The following is a 19,633-nucleotide window of genomic DNA, read 5'->3' as shown; positions in this document are numbered from 1 at the left end:
GGTACGGTCATACCTGGTGCTACGGGCCCTAGCCTTATGCCGCAGCAGGGCGGCAGCTACAGCGTAACGGTAACCGACACAAGTACGTCCACGGTGACGGGCTGCACCAATACGGACACCACGGAAGTGGTTGAGAGCGAGCCTCCGAGCCTGGTAGTTGAACTGGTAACACAAGCTTTTGCAGAAAACCACGTTATAGAAGCAACGGCCAGCGGGCCAGGGGAGTACGAGTACAGCTTTGACGGCGGCCCTTGGCAGGACAGCGGCACGTTCAGTGGCGTGTCACCGGGCCAGCACGAGGTGACGGCCAGGGACAGGAACGGTTGCGGCACGGCCACCGAACCGGTATTCGTAATCGACTACCCGCTGTACTTTACGCCTAACGGTGACGGCAACCACGACACGTGGAACATCGCCGGGATTGGCGGTACGGCAAAAATTTATATATTTGACCGCTACGGCAAGCTCCTGAAGCAGATCAGCCCAACGGGATCCGGATGGGACGGGACCTACAACGGGAACAGCATGCCGAGCAGCGATTACTGGTTCGTGGTGGAGTACGACGAGCCCGTGACGAACCAGAGAAAGGAACTCAATGCCCATTTTACCTTGAAACGATAGTTATCGAAATAGAATAAATAAAGCCTGAACAATTGTTCAGGCTTTTGTTTTTTTAAATATTTTCTTCAATTTATATATTGAATGCTAACGTAAGAATTACATCAGTAAAACGAGATTGAATAAAAGCTGAATCCGTTAATCCAACATTGTATAATTGGTAATTGATATCTCTTTCAGATTGGCTAAAAGCTACATCAGCACTTATATTACCAAAACTATAACCTAGACCAAGAGAATATCCTGTTAAATCACCAAAGAAGGTGTCATCTCTATAAGGACTTTCTTCAAATCTATAGCCACTTCTAAAACTAAATTGTTTGTGACGGTATTCACCACCAATTCTATAAGATGTTGCAGTATCTAAAGCATTACTAATGTCATTATTCAATCCTGAGAAAAAGATATCAGATGTTGGTCTAAATTCAGCATTTGCGTAGTCTTTTATTGAATAATCGAAACTTAATAATCCTTGTCCTCCAAAAACGTAAGCTAAACTACCTGTGATTTTACCAGGAGTTTGTAATTTGTATTCTGGAAAAACATTTATAACATTTGGATTTATAATTTGATCAATGTTAGAACCGTTCTCTAATCGTGTCGATGCTAAGTATTGTGATGTTTCTTCAGAAATTCTAAACCATGTAGGTGAATTATAAGATAGACCAATTCTAAATTCTTCAGTTAATTTAGCAATTCCACCGAGTTGAAATGAGAATCCACTACCTGTTGTTAAAAGATTATTTTCAAAATCTACTTGACTAACGGTTGATGATGTATTTGAATTTGATTCCCGTAGAAATGTGCTTCTTTCGTAGTTAATAAAATGTGCATTAAGATTTAATCCTAGAAATAGTTTGTCTTCATAACTACTGGCTAAATTAAAAGCTAGTTTTCCATTATAACCCCTACTTGCAAATGAATATTGCTGATTAAAATTAGTTCCGTTTATATTACGGATGTATTGCGTGTTGTCAACTGTATCTTGAACAGGATCTATAATGAAACCTTCAAATCCTAGGAATGCTTGTTGATGTCCAAATCCATAAATTGAGCCAATGTCATTATATGCTTCAGAAATAGTTTCTCCTGGGAATGCTGATATTTCATCTAATCTAAGTCCATCTGCATAAGAATAAAAATATTCGCCAATGCTAGTAGTTGGATTAACACCACTTGCAAACCAATCTCTATCATAATCTGCAGACCTATCGTAAGCCATACTCATTGAAAATTTCTTCCAAGGGGAATTAGCATTCATGTTTCTAAAAACAAATGCTGCCCCAAGTTGATTTAAATCAAAGTTTGAGTTAGACGCATTTCTTGTTGAATTGAAATAAGTGACATCACTATTTTCATCAAAATAGCCTAATGTAAGAGATGCGTGACTATTATTGAAGATAGCCGAACCTGCAGGGTTTATATTAATACTAGACATATCTCCACCTAGTGCTCCAAAAGCGCCACTCATGGCTCTGAACCTGGCAGTTCCTTGTATTTCATCCATTGAATATCTTACGGCATCAGTTATATCTTGAGCTAAGATTAAAGACGTGCTTATTAAGCCTATGCTGAGCATAAGTAGTTTTTTCATAAGTTCTTAATTATTAAATAATTCGGAATTAATTCTAATTTTAACCTCTTCCTCTTCTTGAGCCACCAGATCTTGAGCCACCAGAAGATCTTGAAGATCCTCCAGAAGATCTCACACTGCCTGAAGATCTCGATCTAGATCCACCAGATGATCTCACGCTTCCAGATGATCTTGAGCTTCCTGAAGATCTCATTGTTCCTGAAGATCGCGTGCTTCTTGAAGATGAGTTAGTTCTTGTACTAGTAGAATTAGAATTTCTCATTGTTCTACTTGGTCTAGTCACTCTAGTACCATTACTAGATCTCATTCCATTATTTGATCTACTAACAGAATTACCAGATGTTCTGACTCTTCTAGTATTTGTAGCGGCGTTAGAGAGCCTACTTGTAGAATAATTTCTACGCGAAACAGCGGCATTACTTCTACTGCTTAGACCATTTAAGTTTCTGTCATATAAGGATGAGCCTCTTCTACCTGAGTTAAAGGCATATCTGTTAGGGTTGCCATAGTATCCATTATAATAGCCCCAGTTATTCCATCCTGGACCCCAGCCCCAGCCATAACCAGCCCAGCCCCAGCCGTAACCAACATTCCAACCCCATCCTGCGTTCCAGCCATATCCGTATGGGTAACCCCAGCGATTCCAGCCCCAGCCATAAGGAGAACCCCAAGCCCAGCTATTCCATCCCCATCCAGGACCCCATAACCAAGGGTCATTCCAGCCCCAAAAGCCATTATCAATAACATTGATAGTAACTGTACTATTATCTTGACCCCAGCCACCGTAAGGTTGTCTTTGTTCTAAAGTGTCTTGGGCTCTTTCAACATAGTCACTAGAGTAAGAATCAACATCAGTAAATATTTCATCCTCTGATTGATATGCGTCAAGTTGAGCTTTGTTTTCTGCAAAATAGTTTTTGTAGTAATTTGATTCTTCAGTTGACGTAGTAGCAACTGGCTGTTCAACAGCAACTTCTTTATTATTTTCACTTGTAGAATATATACCATCGTTGTCATATCCTACATACTGGTAAGAACCACATGATGTTAAAACGGTCATTAAACCGAGAGCAACAAAAAATGGCAATTTTTGGCTTGTAATGGTTTTAAATTGCATATCTCTTTTATTTTATTGTTGAACATAGCAAAAATAGTTAGTTTTGCTGAACTATTTTTTTATTTAACATAAGCACAATATCTGTGCCAAAACACTGAAAATGAGTAAAAATCTTACGAGTAGAGCTGAGGATTATTCGAAATGGTACAATGAATTGGTCGTAAAAGCTGATTTAGCTGAGAATTCGGCAGTAAGAGGTTGTATGGTGATTAAACCTTATGGCTATGCTATATGGGAGAAAATGCAGGCTGAACTAGATAGAATGTTTAAAGAAACGGATCATCAGAATGCATATTTTCCACTTTTTGTACCTAAGAGTTTATTTGAGGCTGAAGAAAAGAATGCTGAAGGTTTTGCTAAGGAATGTGCAGTTGTTACTCATTATAGATTACAGAACGATCCTGATAATAAGGGAAAATTAAGAGTAGACCCAGAAGCCAAGTTGGAAGAAGAGTTAGTGGTGCGACCAACAAGTGAAGCTATTATTTGGAATACTTATAAGGGGTGGATTCAATCTTATAGGGATTTACCAATATTGGTTAATCAATGGGCAAATGTTGTTCGATGGGAAATGCGTACTAGGTTATTTTTAAGAACAGCAGAGTTTTTATGGCAAGAAGGACATACTGCACATGCGACAAAAGAAGAAGCTTGGAAAGAGACTAAACTTATTAATAATGTATATGCAACATTTGCAGAAAATTTCATGGCAATACCAGTAATACAAGGGTTAAAAACTGAAAGTGAAAGATTTGCAGGTGCAGAAGAGACAATGTGTATTGAGGCACTTATGCAAGACGGTAAAGCCTTACAAGCAGGTACATCGCACTTTTTAGGACAAAATTTTGCCAAAGCTTTTGACGTAAAATTTACAAATAGAGAAGGAAAACAAGATTATGTTTGGGCTACCTCTTGGGGAGTTTCAACACGATTAATGGGTGCATTAATAATGACACATAGTGACGACAAAGGACTTGTTTTACCTCCAAATTTAGCACCATATCAGGTAGTTATTGTACCTATATACAGAAATGATGAGCAATTTGAAAAAATAGCAGAACTTTCAAATCAAATTATTGATGATCTTAAAGAGAGACGGATTTCTGTAAAATTTGACAAGAGAGATACCTTAAGGCCAGGCGCAAAGTTTGCACAGCACGAATTGCAAGGTGTTCCGCTACGAATTGCTATTGGTCCTAAAGATTTGGAAGATGAAACCGTGGAGCTCGCAAGACGAGATAATTTAACAAAACAAACTATAATTTTAGATAGGTTATCAATAGTTGTAGAAGATTTATTAGAAGAAATCCAGGAGAATCTATTCAATAAAGCATTAGAATTTAGAGATTCTCATATAACAGAAGTTGATGATTTTGAAACTTTCAAGAAAGTTTTAGAGAATAAAACAGGTTTCATATCTGCCCATTGGGATGGCTCTTCAGAGACAGAACAGAAAATAAAGGAGCTAACTAAAGCCACTATAAGATGCATTCCAATAGACAATAAAGAGGAGGAGGGAGCCTGTGTTTATAGTGGAAAACCGTCTCAACAGCGTGTCCTATTCGCAAAGGCATATTAAAAAATATCAAAAAATATTTATTAGTAGTTGCAACATTTAAAAATAGTTGTATTTTTGCATCCGCAATGGAAACATTGTTGGTTCATTTAATTATGAAGTAACTAAATGGCCCGTTCGTCTATCGGCTAGGACGCCAGGTTTTCATCCTGGTAAGAGGGGTTCGATTCCCCTACGGGCTACAACTTTTAATAAGAAAAATAAAATGGCAAATCATAAGTCAGCTTTAAAAAGAATAAGAAGTAACGAAAAAAGAAGAGTGCTAAATAGATATCAGCACAAGACTACACGTAATGCAATTAAAAAGTTACGTGAAATCACTGATGCAAAAGAAGCTCAGAAAGTGTTACCTTCAGTAATCAGTATGATTGATAAATTAGCTAAGAAAAATATAATCCACGCTAACAAAGCAGGAAACATAAAAAGCAATTTGACAAAACACGTTGCTGCATTGTAATCGGATTGACAATTAAATAAAAAAGCCTTTCATATTGAAAGGCTTTTTTATTTCTTGGATTTACTAGAAATAAGTGAAATAAAAAACCTCAAGAATATTCTTGAGGTTTAATTTTATAATTAAATGAAGAATTATCTAACCGTTCATTGAGATTAGGAACTCTTCGTTATTTCTAGTTTGTTTAAAGCGGTCGTTAATAAATTCCATTGCTTCAACAGGGTTCATATCTGCGAGGTATTTTCTCATTACCCACATTCTTTGAATTGTATTATCATCTAATAATAAATCATCTCTTCTGGTACTAGAACTAGTCAAGTCAATAGCAGGGAATATACGTCTGTTAGAAATTTTTCTATCCAATTGTAATTCCATATTACCAGTACCTTTAAACTCTTCAAAGATAACTTCGTCCATTTTAGATCCAGTTTCAGTTAATGCTGTTGCAATAATTGTTAATGATCCTCCATTTTCAATATTCCTTGCAGCACCAAAGAATCGTTTCGGTTTATGCAATGCGTTTGCATCTACACCACCAGATAGTATTTTACCAGATGCAGGTTGCACTGTATTATAAGCACGTGCTAATCTTGTTATTGAGTCTAACAAAATAACTACATCGTGTCCACACTCTACTAAGCGTTTAGCTTTTTCTAAAACAATGTTGGCAATCTTCACATGTTCATGTGCTTCCTTGTCAAAGGTCGATGCGATTACTTCACCACGTACATTACGTTGCATATCAGTAACCTCTTCAGGACGTTCATCGATCAGTAAAATCATTTGGTATACTTCAGGATGATTTGCTGCAATGGCATTTGCAACATCCTTAAGTAACATTGTTTTACCTGTTTTAGGTTGTGAAACAATCATACCACGCTGTCCCTTACCAATTGGTGAGAACAAATCCATAATTCTCGTAGATATCGTAGATTGACGTTCGGCTATGTTAAACTTTTCTTGAGGAAATAATGGTGTTAAATGTTCAAAAGCGACACGATCTCTAACTACTTGTGGGTTTTGGCCATTAATTTTACTCACCTTAATTAAAGGAAAATATTTTTCACCTTCTTTAGGAGGTCTAACATGACCAAGAACTGTATCACCCGTTTTTAAACCAAACAATCTTATTTGAGATTGTGATACGTAAATATCATCTGGTGAAGTTAGGTAGTTATAATCTGAAGATCTCAAAAAACCATAACCATCTTGCATAATGTCTAAGACACCTTCACTTTCAATAATAGCATCAAATTCAAAATCAGGTTCACGATAACGATTTCTGTTATCTTTATTGCCATTGTTTTTAGAATTGTTATTGCGGTTTTGATCTTTAGAACGATGTTGTCTATTATCATTGCTAGATCTCTTCTTGTCGTCATTACGATCTTTAGACTTATCCTCATTTCTGTTTCTGCCCTTGTGATCCTGTTGATTGTTTTGTTTATTGTCCTGAGGTTTTCTCTCGTCTTGAGATTTTTTATCGTCTTGTTGCTTAGGATTCTTACTAGAACTTTGTTGACTTTTGTTGTCTTGAGGCTGTTTTTGTACTCTACTACGTTGTGGTCTCTGATTGGTTTGTTTTGAATCAGAACTTGCCTTAACATCAACTTTTTCTTTCACTGCTGTAGGGTTGGCCGCTTGGTAATCTAAAATTTGATAAACCAAGTCTAATTTTTTTAAACTTCTAAATTTGGGTACGTTTAGTTGTTTCGCTATATCCTGTAATTCAGGTAGCTTCTTAGCTTTTAACTGGGAAATTTCAAACATTCGTATATGTAATATAATGTATTATAGTTTCGATATTATTAACTCAAAATTTTCTAAATGAAATTAAAAAGAAAAAAAGTGAAATTAATTCGGAAGATTGGAAAGCGATATCTGTTTCTATCTTTACTTTCTATTGCAATAATACAATTTTATTTTAAAACAAATTCTATCTTTTTAAAAAATAAACTACTAATTTTGCAAAGCTTTTTCAATAAAAGATATGATTCAGAGAATACAGACACTATATTTAATTCTTGCAGCCGTGGTTTCTGCAGGCCTTATTTTTGTATTTCACTTATGGACAAATAATGAAGGTGCGAAGGTGTTTGCTCTAGATAATTATTTGTTTTTAGGCTTATTTATTGGTTCTGCTTTATTATCTTTAATTTCGATTTTTAGTTTTAAGAATAGAAAGACTCAGTTTGTTTTGGGTCGACTTAATATAATATTAAACTTTATTTTACTAGGAATCTTTGTAACTCAGTCTCTAAATTTATCTGGAGAAACTAACGTTTCTGAGAAAGGTATTGGGATTCTTCTTCCTGTTTTTTCTATTGTGTGTTTAGCCTTGGCTAACAAGGCTATTAAAAAGGATGAAGATCTTGTAAAATCTGTAGATAGATTACGATAGAACCTAAAATCTTAGTAGTATTAGTGCGAAAAACCTAGACGCTGTCGTCTGGGTTTTTCATTTTCTATCTATTATATTCAATAATTTCCAGATTATTGATGTCACGACCATCAATTGTAAATCTTAACATTGTTCTTGCCTTATGTAATCCATGTTTGCCTATAGCACCTGGGTTCATATGCAATAAATTCAATTTTTTGTCTGGCATTACCTTAAGTATGTGAGAGTGTCCGCAAATGAAAATATCTGGTGGATGATTATTTAATTCTTCTCTTATTCTATTATTGTATTTAGGAGGATAACCTCCAATATGTGTTATCCAAATATCTAATTCTTCGCATTTAAACTTATTGTGTAATGGAAATTCTGTTCTTGCTTTAGCATCATCAATGTTTCCATATACAGCTCTAAGAGGTTTCAGGGTTTTAATGGTATCTGTAACCTGTAAGTCACCAATATCACCAGCATGCCATACTTCATCAGCTTGCTTAACATGTTTAATTATGTTATCGTCTATGTAGCCATGGGTATCTGAGAGTAGGAGTATCTTTTGCATTAAGATAATATTGTGATTATAACTACTAAATCTGTTTATCTTTGTTGATGATATAGCAAAAATAGGTATTCTTTTGAGATATTTTTTAGAATTATCATACAATGGCAAGGCTTATCATGGCTGGCAAAATCAACCCAATGCAATTACTGTTCAAGAGGTAATAGAGAAAGCTCTAAGTACCTTGTTGAATACAACAATTTCAATTGTTGGAGCAGGTAGAACTGATACTGGTGTCCATGCGTCCAAAATGTATGCGCATTTTGATTATGATAGAGATATAAAGTGTAAAGACTTAGTTTTTAAATTAAACTCATTTTTACCTAAGGATATAGCTATAGCCAATTTATTAATGGTAAAAACTGATGCACACGCACGTTTTGACGCCAAGAGAAGAACGTACCATTATAAGATATCAACAGAGAAAAACGCATTTAATTTTGATTTATCATACCAATTGCAAAAGTCTTTAGATGTTAATGCAATGAACCAAGCTTGTAAGATCTTATTTAAGTATAAAGATTTTCAATGCTTTTCTAAGTCAAATACAGATGTAAAGACTTATAATTGTGATATTAAAGAAGCATTTTGGCAAAAGAACAATAATGAACTTCTCTTTGTGATTACCGCAGATAGATTTTTGAGAAATATGGTAAGAGCTATTGTTGGTACTATGGTTAATATTGGTCTTGGGAAAATAAAACCAAATGAGTTACATAATATAATCGCTTCAAAGGATAGGAGTGAAGCTGGTTACTCAGTACCAGCACAAGGATTATGTTTAGTAGATATAAAATATCCTGAACATATTTTTAAAACAGATATCGATTTAGTTACGGCATAAAATGGCAGAAGAAGGAAAGAAAATATTTGATGTTTCGTTATTTAAACGTTTACTGCAGTACATAAGACCTTATCGTACTGTATTTGTCATTTCACTTGCTTGTGTTATTGGATTAGCAATTTTTGGTGCCTTCAGACCATATGTGTTAAAAGAAGCAATTGATGTTAAAATAGCTAATAAGGAATATGATGGATTTGTGATATATATGCTAGTAATGTTAGCATTATTAATATTTGAAGTTATTTCTCAATTACTATTTATTTATTACGCAAGTTGGTTGGGTCAAACCGTTGTGAGGGATATTAGAGTGAAACTTTTTAAGCATATGCTTAAATTTAAAATGACCTATTTTGATAAATCTTCTGTTGGTGTTTTGATTACTCGTGCTGTGACTGATATGGAGCGAATTGCTGATATTTTTGGTCAAGGCTTGTTTATGATATTTAGTGATATTTTAAAGATGGCTGTTGTTGCCGCTTTTATGGCATTCATAAACCTTAAGTTAAGCCTCATAGTATTTGTTGCTATGCCGATTATAGTTTTTGCAACGAAGATATTTCAAAAATACATGAAGCGTGCGTTTGAGGATGTACGTACGGAGGTTTCCAATTTAAATTCATTTGTTCAGGAGCGTGTAACAGGAATGAAAATAGTCCAACTTTTTACTCGTGAAACCATAGAATATAAAAAGTTTAAAGCTATAAATGAGCGCCATAAAAAAGGATGGCTAAAGACAGTGTGGTACAATTCAATATTTTTTCCGGTGGCGGAATTTGTATCCTCAGTCACTATGGCATTAGTTATTTTGATTGGTGGTTATGGTGTTGTAAGGACAATGCCTGGAACTACATTAGGTGATCTTATTTCATTCACCATGTTTATACCAATGCTCTTTAGACCATTATATCAAATAGCTAACAAGTTTAATACGTTGCAGATGGGTATGGTGGCTGCAGATCGTGTTTTCAAAGTATTGGATACGGATTCTAATATAGATGATACAGGAACCCAAATAGCCAATCATTTTAAAGGAGACTTAGAATTTGCTGATGTTAGATTTTCTTATATCGAGGATGAAGAAGTTTTGAAAGGTGTTTCGTTTAATGTTAATGCAGGTGAGACCGTCGCAATTGTAGGAGCAACAGGCGCAGGAAAGTCTACCATTATAAATCTTCTAAACCGTTTTTATGAAATTGATTCTGGTGCGATAAAAATAGATGGTATTGATATTAAGGAAATGACATTAAATTCGTTGCGAAATCAAATTGCAATTGTATTACAAGATGTCTTTTTATTTGCAGATACCATTCTTAACAATATTACCCTTAATAACGAATACATTACAGAGGAAGATGTTATAACTGCGGCAAAAGCTATTGGTATCCATGAGTTTATTTCTAGCCTCCCAGAAGGATATCATTATAATGTTAAGGAACGTGGTGTAATGCTCTCTTCAGGTCAGCGCCAGTTAATCTCATTTTTGAGAGCTTATGTTACAAATCCAAGTATTTTAATTTTAGATGAGGCAACATCTTCAGTTGATTCTTATTCTGAACAACTGATACAGGACGCAACGGATAAAATTACTTCGGGTAGAACATCAATTATTATAGCCCATAGACTGGCCACGATACAGCAAGCTGATAAAATCATTGTAATGGATGCTGGGCAAATTGTAGAAATGGGTACTCATAAATCCTTACTCAAAAAGGAAAATGGATATTATAAGAACTTATATGAAGTTCAGTTTTTAAAGGCAGAAGCTATTTAACCGCCACTTTTAGCAGCTTCCTCTGCAGCTTTTTGAGCCTCTATCATTTCTTGGAGATCTCCAGTGAAATACATAAATGCAAACAGAAGAACCGTGAAAATTACAAGAGAAATTGCTAAAACAACTAAAAAAAGTAATGTTCGGACTATGATATCAAAAAAGGAAAGTTTGTAGATTCGCTTCAAAGCATAAGCCGTATATAATATCATTAATGGTAAGATGAACATACTAATGGTTCCACTTGAATAACCTATTATCCCAATAGCAATAGTTATAGCTGCACTAATTATAGAAATATGTGCTTGTATGTACATAAAGACTACTAAAAGTTCAGTAATATTAAAACGTTTTTTGTCAAAAAATACGAGTCTTGCCATAAGTGCATAGATAGGAACATAGAGCATTACGATTAAAGACTGATACTCTTGCACTAATTGCATATTTCTCCTCTGAAACTCTTCTTGTCCTTCAACTGCCATATATGAAAAGTCAATCATTTCTGGAAAAAATTTGTTGATTACTATCATGTAAAGTCCAGTAATTGTAAGAGCTAAACCAAATAAACTTACTGGGTTGACGTATTTTTTCCTAACACCATCGATATAACCTACAATTACTTCATCTGGTTTTCTAAATAGATCAACAATAGTCCTTAATAGTTTATTGTCATAATTAAAAAAGGTTTCACTTAAATGCTCAAAAAGGTTGCGAATAGTCAGTCTATTTCTGATAACGCGTCCACCACATGATCTGCAGTAGTCGTCATTTTCCAAAAGTTCGGTATTACAGTTTTTACAATTCATAATTATTTTTTAATAGCATCAAAGAATCCAAAAAAGAATGCAATTAATAGAAGTATTATTGCAATCACAAATCCAATTAAACCAAATACCACCATTACTAATAAATAGAACGCAATACCATTCCACAAATCAAGTTTGAATACCTTTTTTAATGTGTAAAAATGATAAATGAATATGAGTAATGATACAACACCTGATATTACTAAATAATCTAAACCAAAACACAAGAAAATAATACTCAATAAGGCTGTAATAATAATTACTTGAGCATAATAGTAGATGTTTAGTACCATATGCTCTGTGAAATTATAATTGAAATTTGGTTTGATAATAAAATTAACCAACCAACTTGCTAAGGCATAAATTGGAATTGTTAGTACATACAGTAAACTCTGATATCTATTAATGTCATCAAAACTTTCTAGATTGATATTAAAAGGATTGTTTTTAGAATTACTATTTGACTCTAATGATTTTAAAGTTTCGAATGAAGAATTTAATTCTTCAGTAAAAAACGAATCCATCAGAAAAACTTGTATCCCAACAAGGGTTAAGGCTATTGCGAAATACTGTAGAACATCAATATACTTTTTTCTGGTGCCATCAATGTATCCATTTATAACCTCTTCGGGTTTTTTAAAAAGATCAATAAATGTCTTTAGGAATTTATTGTCTATTGATAAAAATTGCTCGTTTATTTGTTTTATTAAGACCATAGGTCTTAATCGGTTACGTATAGTTCTTGCTCCACATTCAAAACAGAAGTTCTGATTAGCTTCAATCGTAGTATGACAATTTTTACATTGCACTAGGCTAAGTCTTTCTTTATTTTTTCAATCAGATCGTGAGTGTCTTTATACATTACAAATTCTCCATTTTTTATATAAGAGATTTGTCCGGTTTCTTCACTAACTGCAATGGCGATCGCATCCGTTTTTTCAGTAATACCTATTGCAGCTCTATGTCTTAATCCAAAGCGTGCAGGGATGTTTTTTTCATTGTTAACTGGTAGAATTACTCTGGTGGCCTTAACCACATTTTTATCAATAATAATAGCACCATCATGTAATGGGCTATTTTTAAAGAATATACTTTCGATTATAGGTTGTGAAACTAATATGTTCATTTCGTCACCTGTAGTTGTTAAGAAATCCAAGTTATTGTTTCGCTCAATTACGATCAAGGCACCAGTATTTGAAGCTCCCATTTTGCTACAAGCATTGATAACGGCATCTACATCCGTAGTAGTCTGATCATCATTTTTTAGAAATTTAAAATTTTTAAAAATGCTCTTTTTACCTCCAATTTTGGTGGAACCTACGAGCAAAAGAAATTTCCTGATTTCTGGCTGAAACACAACAATTAGAGCGATAATACCAACCTTCATAAACCCATCGAAAATGCTGTAAAGCATGTGCATCTGAAGGTAATCTGTTAAGCGCCAAGCTAGATAAATAACCAAAATACCTATAAATATATTGACGGCAACCGTGCCTTTAACCAGTTTGTAGATATAATAAAGAAGTATAGCAACAAGAAAGACATCTACAAAATCAATAAATCTAAAATCCCAAAGTTGTAAATCGTTCAAGGTTTGTGCTTTTTGCTAATTTAAGAATTTAATTAATAAATGAATTCGTTATTAGAGATTCTATCTTTAAAGGGCAATAATGTGTTTTTTAAGGTAATGTAATTTTGAAAACTCATATCGCTATTTAATAGATAAACTATTTTAATCGTGCCACCATATTCTTTCTGTATGGTAACCATTGCATTTTCGAAATTCTCTCTCGACAACGAAATATTTAAATCTAAAGATGTTGAAAAAGATATATCGTTTAGATTATTAATGGTCATGTAACATATATTTTCTGATTTATTTGAGTCGCTTTTCTCAGTAAAAAAGTATACATCAGTAAATTCAATAAACCCTAAATTACTCATACTAGTGTCATTACATGTAAAGTAATTTTTGGCATTTTCATTTTTATGCATTTGGGCATTTCGTTTTTTATCTTGTAAAAATTTGATGTGTGGAATGACTTGTCTTAACGATAGTCTTTTGTCAACATTAACCAACCAATTAGTAGTGCTGATTAAATTTTTTCTATTTAATAGAGTTGAATCTGGTTTGCTTTCGTCATAAAATATATAGGCAGGAGATACATCTAAGACTTCAGTGACCTCTGCATTGTCGATTTCTGGCAATAGGAGAACACGCTCATTAGTACAATTCACAAAAAAGAAAGTCAAGAGAAGGTATAAATAATGTTGCTTCATTTAATTTGAAGTTAATTGATTATACAATGCCACACATTCCATGGCTTCTTTTACATCATGTACACGTAAAATTTTAGCACCTTTTTGAAGAGCAACCATATTGAGTGCGGTAGTTCCATTGAGTGCGTTATCACTAGAAGTATTCAAGGTTTTATAAATCATGGATTTACGAGACACACCAGCTAATACAGGTTTGCCAATAATTTGAAGTAGCTCCATTTTGTTTAGTAACTCAAAGTTTTGTTCTAACGTTTTTGCAAAGCCAAATCCTGGATCTATAATGATATCGTTTATTTTTTCTGCATGAGCGCTAACAATACACTCAGCAAAATAAAAGTTAATTTCCTTAACCAAATCATCATAATGTGTTTGTTGTTGCATTGTTTTAGGATTACCTCGCATATGCATCATTATGTAAGGCACTTGCAATTTTCCAATTGTTGCTAGCATGTTCTTGTCGAGATGTCCTGCTGAGATATCATTGACTAAAGCACCACCTGCTTCTATACTTTTCTTAGCAACCTCACTTCTAAAAGTATCAACAGAGATCAATGTTTCAGGAAAATGTTTTATGATCAATTCAATAACTGGGACAACCCTTTCCGTTTCTTTTTGGATACTCACATCTTCTGCATCTGGTCTTGAGCTATAACCGCCAATATCGATAAATGTAGCACCATACTCTAGTATTGACTCAACCTGATTTAGTATATCAGACTCGTTTTTATATTTACCACCATCATAGAATGAATCTGGTGTAACATTAAGAATACCCATCACTTTTGGTGAGCTTAATTCTATCAACTTGCCCTTGCAATTTATGGTCATAACAACTTTTAAAAACTTAGCTTAAAACTTTAAAGGTCAAACTTTGAACTTCTAATTTATTTATGCGAAATTTACGGAAATTTTACTCGATAATCGAGATTAATGTAGACGTCAATTAGGCATATTTACTAACAGTCTATTAATCCCAATAATTTGTAACTGAGTTTACAAGAAGTTAATATTAAACTAATGCAAGACACAGGCAAACAATACGATGCTGTAATAGAAAAATGCAGAACCCTTTTTACCAATAAGATGAGCGATTATGGTAGTGCTTGGCGTATTTTAAGACTACCTTCTTTAACCGACCAGATTTTTATCAAGGCTCAGCGTATTAGAAGTCTACAACAGAATGCTGTTAGAAAGGTTGATGAAGGTGAAGTGAGCGAGTTTATTGGTATTATTAATTATTGTATAATGGCCTTAATACAATTGGATAAAGGTGTTGTAGAACAACCAGATTTAGAGACTTCCGAAGCTGTAGCATTATATGATGAAAAAATAGGTTTAACCAAGCAATTGATGTTAGATAAAAATCATGATTATGGCGAGGCTTGGCGAGATATGCGCGTAAGTTCGTTAACAGATTTGATTTTACAAAAGCTATTAAGAGTTAAACAGATTGAAGATAATGCTGGGAAAACTCTTGTTAGTGAAGGTATTGATGCTAACTATCAAGATATGATAAACTATGCTGTCTTTGCCATGATACATCTTGGAGAATCCAAGTCTTAATAATAAATAGTATTTATGAAATTTCTAGTACATCTTAGTAGGATATTTGTTGGTGTTTTATTTATCATTTCTGGTTTTATTAAACTTAACGACCCATTAGGCTTTTCCTACAAACTACAGGAATATTTTGGTGCAGACGTTTTAAACCTCGAGTTTCTGATTCCTTACGCATTATTATTTTCTGTTTTTGTGGTTGTATTTGAGGTGGTACTCGGTGTTTTTCTTCTAATTGGATATAAACCAAAATTTACGGTTTACAGCTTGTTGGCTATGATCGTGTTTTTTACGTTTCTAACTTTTTATTCGGCATATTTTGATAAAGTGAAAGATTGTGGATGCTTTGGTGATGCCCTTAAGTTGACACCTTGGGAAAGCTTTACCAAAGATGTTATTCTTCTCATTTTTATACTAATACTAGTGTATGGTTTAAAACATATTAAACCAATTTTTAAATCATTACCCAATACTGTAGTCGCTCTGCTTAGTTTTATAGTTTCACTTTGGTTTGGATATCATGTTTTAATGCATTTGCCTTCCATTGACTTTAGAGCATATGCGATCGGAAAAAATATTCAAGAGCAAATGGTAATTCCTGAAGATGCACCAAAACCAATTTTAGAATATACATGGACGTTTAGTGTAAATGGTGAAGAACAAGAGTTTGTGACAAACGGAAGCTATCCAACTGTAGATGGAGAATATGTTGGTGTTGAAACAAAAACTATAGACGAAGGATATATACCACCAATTCAAGATTTCTCTATTGAATCTCAAGATGAAGATTTAACGGCATATTTTTTAGAAAAAGAAAAGCTACTAATTGTTGCTATGTATAATATTTCTTCATCGGAAGAAGATGGCGTGGTAAAATTAAAAGGCTTTACCGATAAAGCAATAAATGAAGGTTATACAGTTATTGGTTTAACGTCTTCTGGTGATGCTGAAAAACTGAAAGTTAAAACTGAATTCAATCTCGATTTTGACTTTTTCCTTTGTGATGAAAAGGTGATTAAAACAATTGTACGCGCTAATCCAGGTGTTGTTATTTTAAATAAGGGAACAGTTGTAAACAAAGCACATTGGAATGATATTGAGGACATAGAACTTTAAGTTTGATAAAATATCTTTTAAATAAATTACTTTATGCATTCATCACCTTAATAGGTGTTATTACTGTAATTTTCTTTTTGTTTACTATTTTACCAGGTGATCCTGCTAAAATGATGCTAGGACAAAACCAAACTGCTGAGCAAGTTGAAGCTGTGAAGAAAAAATATGGTTTTGATAAACCATTGGGTAAGCAATACTTGTATTATCTCAATGATTTATCTCCGATTTCGTTTCATTCTAATAATTCTGAAGATTATACTTATTTAGGTCCAAATAAATATACTGCGACCGAGCTGTGGACTATTGGTAGTATAACTACGGTATTAAAAGCTCCATATTTAAGAGAATCATTCACCAAACAAGGCAAAAAAGTTACTCAGGTTATTGGAGAAACTATTCCGAATACATTCGTTTTAGCTTTGTCAGCAATAATAATTGCTATTATTTTAGGTATAATTTTTGGCGTTGTTTCGGCATTATTTAAGGATACTTGGATAGATAAAGCAATCCAAGTATTAAGTACTTTAGGTATGAGTGTGCCTTCATTTTTCAGTGCAATATTATTTGCTTGGTTATTTGGTTATGTACTTCACGAATACACAAATTTAGAAATGACAGGGAGTCTTTATGAGCTCGATGATTTTGGTGAAAAAATGACTATTCAATGGAAAAATCTCATCCTACCTGCAATAGTTCTAGGAATTCGTCCATTAGCTGTGGTTATTCAGCTAATGCGAAATTCATTGCTAGATGTATTGGGGCAAGACTTTATTAGAACAGCAAGGGCAAAAGGACTAAGTGAATTTCAGGTAATAAAAAACCATGCTGTAAAAAATGCTTTAAATCCTGTTGTAACTGCAATTTCTGGTTGGTTTGCTTCTATGTTGGCTGGTGCCGTTTTCGTCGAATATATTTTTGGCTGGAATGGTTTGGGTAAAGAAATTGTTAATGCATTAAATACTTTAGATTTACCAGTTATAATGGGAGCTGTACTTGTTATAGCAATTGTTTTTATTACCATTAATATATTGGTAGATATAATATATGCTTGGTTAGATCCAAGAGTGAAATTATATTAGGTAATTACATTACACTTATCAAGTGTGTTTCTTCATTAATACCTTATTTTTGTACTACAGAATCAAAGTAAAATTCAATTCATAGTATCATGAGAAAACAAATAGTTGCAGGTAATTGGAAAATGAACAATGGCCTTATACAAACAGAATCGTTAATTGTAGAATTAAAGAAACAATCTAAAACGTCAAATGCAGAGGTGATGATTGCACCAACCTTTACTAATTTATGGCATGCATTTGAGGCTACAAGACAACATGATATTGAAGTTATTGCCCAAAATATGCACTTTGCAGAAAATGGTGCTTATACTGGAGAAATAAGCGCAGGAATGCTTAAGAGCATGGGCATACAAACTGTAATACTTGGACATAGTGAAAGACGTGCTTATTTTAATGAAACTGACGAAGCATTAGCAAAAAAAATTGATACAGGTCTTGCGAATAATATGAACATGATATTTTGCTTTGGAGAAGAGCTTGCAGATCGTAAAGCTGGTAACGAAGAATCAGTGGTAGAAAGTCAAATAAAAAATGCTTTATTTCATTTAGATGCTGATTCATTTAAAAGTATCGTATTGGCGTATGAACCTGTTTGGGCTATAGGTACAGGAGAGACTGCCACGCCAGAGCAGGCCCAAGATATGCACGCATTTATACGTGCGACGCTAGCAAGTAAATATGGACAAGGAGTAGCTGATTCAGTTTCCATATTATATGGAGGAAGTGTAAAACCTAATAATGCTAAAGAAATTTTTTCTAAACCAGATGTAGATGGTGGTTTAATTGGTGGAGCGTCTTTAAAAGCTGAAGACTTTTTTGCTATAGTTAATGCGTTTTAGCAGTGTCTGCTCCGACTTATATAGGATATGATTTTAAGTTAAGTCCTTTACAGCCAGCAACTGAGATACTCATAGCAGAATTAGGTTATGCAGGTTTCGAAAGCTTTGTTGAAAACGATGAAGGTGTAACCGCTTATATTCAAAAAGACGAATGGAATGCTTTTATACTCGAAGAGGTTAATGTTCTAAGCTCTAAGGAATTTGTTATTACATACGAGTTCAATGAAATTGAACAAACCAATTGGAATGCAGAATGGGAAAAGAGTTTTAAACCTATTGTGGTAGATGATTTAGTAACGGTAAGAGCACCATTTCATGAGAAATCAAATACCAAATATGATATTGTCATAGAACCCAAAATGAGTTTTGGTACAGGTCATCATGAAACTACACATATGATGATTCAGCACATCCTTAAGAATGACTTTAAAGGAAAATCTGTTTTAGATATGGGCTGTGGTACAGGAGTTCTTGCGATTCTTGCCGAAAAAGTGGGTGCCAATCAGCTTGATGCTATAGACATTGATAATTGGTGTTATATTAATAGTTTAGAAAATATAGAACGTAATAGTTGCGAACATATTTCTGTTTATGAAGGTGATGTATCAATTCTTGTTGACCAGAAGTATGATGTGATTATAGCAAATATTAATAGAAATATTTTACTAAATGATATTCCTGCTTATGCTGACCACCTTAATCAAAATGGGGCACTTTATTTAAGTGGGTTTTATAAAAATGACTTAGAGTTGATTATTCAGAAATGTGAAGTGAGTAATCTTACATTTCAGGATAAAATATTGAGAAATGAGTGGGTTGCAGTAAAATTCAATAATTGAATAATATTTAACATTTATTCAAAAATATTAAACAAAATGTATTTTATTGTGAATTATTAACAATAAAATTGAAAAATATGCGGTTTTCCCGTAAATAGAGTCCGAATTTTCTTCTTAGTTTTATATCAAATAATATTATTTTAATTGTAGTCAAATCAAGTTAATATGTGTAACGTATTGACCCAGAATACA

The 19,633-nt window shown here is 33.7% G+C and carries 20 protein-coding genes and 1 tRNA gene; 12 read left to right on the top strand and 9 right to left on the bottom strand.

Annotated features, from left to right (window positions below):
- A partial coding sequence (locus ACFWV9_RS08530; RefSeq protein WP_411894781.1) for a T9SS type B sorting domain-containing protein occupies positions 1-621 on the top strand: 621 nt, incomplete at its 5' end.
- A gap of 70 nt (positions 622-691) precedes the next feature.
- Here the strand turns inward: ACFWV9_RS08530 and ACFWV9_RS08525 are convergent.
- Together ACFWV9_RS08525 and ACFWV9_RS08520 are read right to left on the bottom strand one after the other, a co-directional pair.
- Complete coding sequence (locus ACFWV9_RS08525) at positions 692-2,212, bottom strand: OmpP1/FadL family transporter (RefSeq protein ID WP_411894780.1); 1,521 nt, start codon at positions 2,210-2,212, stop codon at positions 692-694.
- 40 nt (positions 2,213-2,252) lie between these two features.
- Positions 2,253-3,329, bottom strand: coding sequence for a hypothetical protein (locus tag ACFWV9_RS08520; RefSeq protein WP_411894779.1), 1,077 nt, complete (start codon positions 3,327-3,329; stop codon positions 2,253-2,255).
- A 100-nt stretch (positions 3,330-3,429) separates the two neighbouring features.
- Here ACFWV9_RS08520 and proS point away from each other — a divergent pair, with 100 nt between their 5' ends.
- The 3 genes from proS to rpsT all read left to right on the top strand — a co-directional run bounded on the left by proS (position 3,430) and on the right by rpsT (position 5,362).
- Positions 3,430-4,908 (top strand): proline--tRNA ligase, encoded by a 1,479-nt coding sequence (gene proS / locus ACFWV9_RS08515; protein ID WP_411894778.1) that lies wholly within the window; start codon positions 3,430-3,432, stop codon positions 4,906-4,908.
- 107 nt (positions 4,909-5,015) lie between these two features.
- Positions 5,016-5,087, top strand: a tRNA-Glu gene (locus tag ACFWV9_RS08510).
- Positions 5,088-5,110: 23 nt separating this feature from the next.
- Complete coding sequence (gene rpsT / locus ACFWV9_RS08505) at positions 5,111-5,362, top strand: 30S ribosomal protein S20 (protein WP_411894777.1); 252 nt, start codon at positions 5,111-5,113, stop codon at positions 5,360-5,362.
- Positions 5,363-5,497: 135 nt separating this feature from the next.
- Here rpsT and rho read toward each other — a convergent pair whose 3' ends face one another.
- The gene (rho, locus tag ACFWV9_RS08500; protein WP_411894776.1) at positions 5,498-7,129 is read right to left on the bottom strand and encodes a transcription termination factor Rho; all 1,632 of its coding nucleotides are present in this window, start codon (positions 7,127-7,129) and stop codon (positions 5,498-5,500) included.
- 220 nt (positions 7,130-7,349) lie between these two features.
- Between rho and ACFWV9_RS08495 the strand changes: the two genes are divergently transcribed.
- Positions 7,350-7,760, top strand: coding sequence for a DUF4293 domain-containing protein (locus ACFWV9_RS08495; RefSeq protein ID WP_411894775.1), 411 nt, complete (start codon positions 7,350-7,352; stop codon positions 7,758-7,760).
- A 64-nt stretch (positions 7,761-7,824) separates the two neighbouring features.
- On the opposite strand, the gene ACFWV9_RS08490 is transcribed toward ACFWV9_RS08495, so the two are convergent.
- The gene (locus tag ACFWV9_RS08490) at positions 7,825-8,316 is read right to left on the bottom strand and encodes a metallophosphoesterase family protein (protein WP_411894774.1); all 492 of its coding nucleotides are present in this window, start codon (positions 8,314-8,316) and stop codon (positions 7,825-7,827) included.
- Between the two features lie 73 nt (positions 8,317-8,389).
- Between ACFWV9_RS08490 and truA the strand changes: the two genes are divergently transcribed.
- Entirely contained in the window at positions 8,390-9,157 is a 768-nt protein-coding gene (gene truA, locus ACFWV9_RS08485) for a tRNA pseudouridine(38-40) synthase TruA (RefSeq protein WP_411894773.1), read from the top strand.
- A gap of 1 nt (position 9,158) precedes the next feature.
- Positions 9,159-10,928: an ABC transporter ATP-binding protein gene (locus ACFWV9_RS08480; protein WP_411894772.1), complete on the top strand. Its 1,770-nt coding sequence runs from the start codon at positions 9,159-9,161 to the stop codon at positions 10,926-10,928.
- Here the strand turns inward: ACFWV9_RS08480 and ACFWV9_RS08475 are convergent.
- The 5 genes from ACFWV9_RS08475 to folP are packed head-to-tail and all read right to left on the bottom strand — an operon-like array spanning position 10,925 to position 14,839.
- Positions 10,925-11,731: a DUF3667 domain-containing protein gene (locus ACFWV9_RS08475; protein ID WP_411894771.1), complete on the bottom strand. Its 807-nt coding sequence runs from the start codon at positions 11,729-11,731 to the stop codon at positions 10,925-10,927. The genes ACFWV9_RS08480 and ACFWV9_RS08475 overlap by 4 nt on opposite strands.
- 2 nt (positions 11,732-11,733) lie before the next feature.
- Positions 11,734-12,540: a DUF3667 domain-containing protein gene (locus ACFWV9_RS08470; RefSeq protein WP_411894770.1), complete on the bottom strand. Its 807-nt coding sequence runs from the start codon at positions 12,538-12,540 to the stop codon at positions 11,734-11,736.
- Entirely contained in the window at positions 12,540-13,322 is a 783-nt protein-coding gene (gene cdaA, locus ACFWV9_RS08465; protein WP_411894769.1) for a diadenylate cyclase CdaA, read from the bottom strand. Before cdaA ends, ACFWV9_RS08470 begins: the two co-directional genes overlap by 1 nt.
- 32 nt (positions 13,323-13,354) lie before the next feature.
- The gene (locus ACFWV9_RS08460) at positions 13,355-14,011 is read right to left on the bottom strand and encodes a hypothetical protein (protein WP_411894768.1); all 657 of its coding nucleotides are present in this window, start codon (positions 14,009-14,011) and stop codon (positions 13,355-13,357) included.
- On the bottom strand, positions 14,012-14,839 hold the full coding sequence (gene folP, locus ACFWV9_RS08455; RefSeq protein WP_411894767.1) for a dihydropteroate synthase: 828 nt from the start codon (positions 14,837-14,839) through the stop codon (positions 14,012-14,014).
- Between the two features lie 189 nt (positions 14,840-15,028).
- Between folP and ACFWV9_RS08450 the strand changes: the two genes are divergently transcribed.
- The 5 genes from ACFWV9_RS08450 (at position 15,029) to prmA (ending at position 19,441) form a co-directional block, all read left to right on the top strand.
- Positions 15,029-15,574, top strand: coding sequence for a DUF1599 domain-containing protein (locus ACFWV9_RS08450; protein WP_411894766.1), 546 nt, complete (start codon positions 15,029-15,031; stop codon positions 15,572-15,574).
- Positions 15,575-15,589: 15 nt separating this feature from the next.
- Positions 15,590-16,684 (top strand): BT_3928 family protein, encoded by a 1,095-nt coding sequence (locus ACFWV9_RS08445; RefSeq protein WP_411894765.1) that lies wholly within the window; start codon positions 15,590-15,592, stop codon positions 16,682-16,684.
- A gap of 2 nt (positions 16,685-16,686) precedes the next feature.
- Positions 16,687-17,763, top strand: coding sequence for an ABC transporter permease (locus tag ACFWV9_RS08440; protein WP_411894764.1), 1,077 nt, complete (start codon positions 16,687-16,689; stop codon positions 17,761-17,763).
- An 89-nt stretch (positions 17,764-17,852) separates the two neighbouring features.
- Positions 17,853-18,602 (top strand): triose-phosphate isomerase, encoded by a 750-nt coding sequence (gene tpiA / locus ACFWV9_RS08435; protein ID WP_411894763.1) that lies wholly within the window; start codon positions 17,853-17,855, stop codon positions 18,600-18,602.
- 2 nt (positions 18,603-18,604) lie between these two features.
- Complete coding sequence (gene prmA / locus ACFWV9_RS08430) at positions 18,605-19,441, top strand: 50S ribosomal protein L11 methyltransferase (protein ID WP_411894762.1); 837 nt, start codon at positions 18,605-18,607, stop codon at positions 19,439-19,441.
- Positions 19,442-19,633 lie beyond the last annotated feature (192 nt).

This window comes from Winogradskyella sp. A2 (genome assembly GCF_046762865.1).
Taxonomy (GTDB): Bacteria; Bacteroidota; Bacteroidia; order Flavobacteriales; family Flavobacteriaceae; genus Winogradskyella.
The sequence above is the reverse complement of the archived record's forward strand: the minus strand, read 5'-3'. Positions and strand labels throughout refer to the sequence as shown.